The sequence below is a fragment of the Bacillus sp. J14TS2 genome (genome assembly GCF_018333015.1).
In the GTDB taxonomy this organism is placed as follows: domain Bacteria; phylum Bacillota; class Bacilli; order Bacillales; family Bacillaceae_C; genus Lederbergia.
This window is the reverse complement of sequence record NZ_BORE01000102.1, coordinates 1-239: the sequence shown is the minus strand read 5'-3', so window position 1 is coordinate 239 and position 239 is coordinate 1. Positions and strand designations below refer to the sequence as shown.

Here is a 239-nt window from a genome sequence, read left to right as displayed (position 1 = left end):
CTTGGGAGATGGTCCTCCCAGCTTCCGACGGGATTCCTCGTGTCCCGCCGTACTCAGGATCCACTCGGGAGGGAACGAAGTTTCAATTACAGGGCTGTTACCTTCTCTGGCGGGTCTTTCCAGACCGCTTCGTTTACCCCGTTCCTTTGTAACTCCATGTCGAGTGTCCTACAACCCCAAGAGGCAAGCCTCTTGGTTTGGGCTGTTCCCCTTTCGCTCGCCGCTACTCAGGGAATCGA

The 239-nt window shown here is 56.5% G+C and carries 1 rRNA gene; it reads right to left on the bottom strand.

Going from position 1 to position 239, the window contains the following annotated elements:
* Positions 1-237 (bottom strand): 23S ribosomal RNA (locus KI375_RS27210); the annotation flags it as partial.
* Positions 238-239 lie beyond the last annotated feature (2 nt).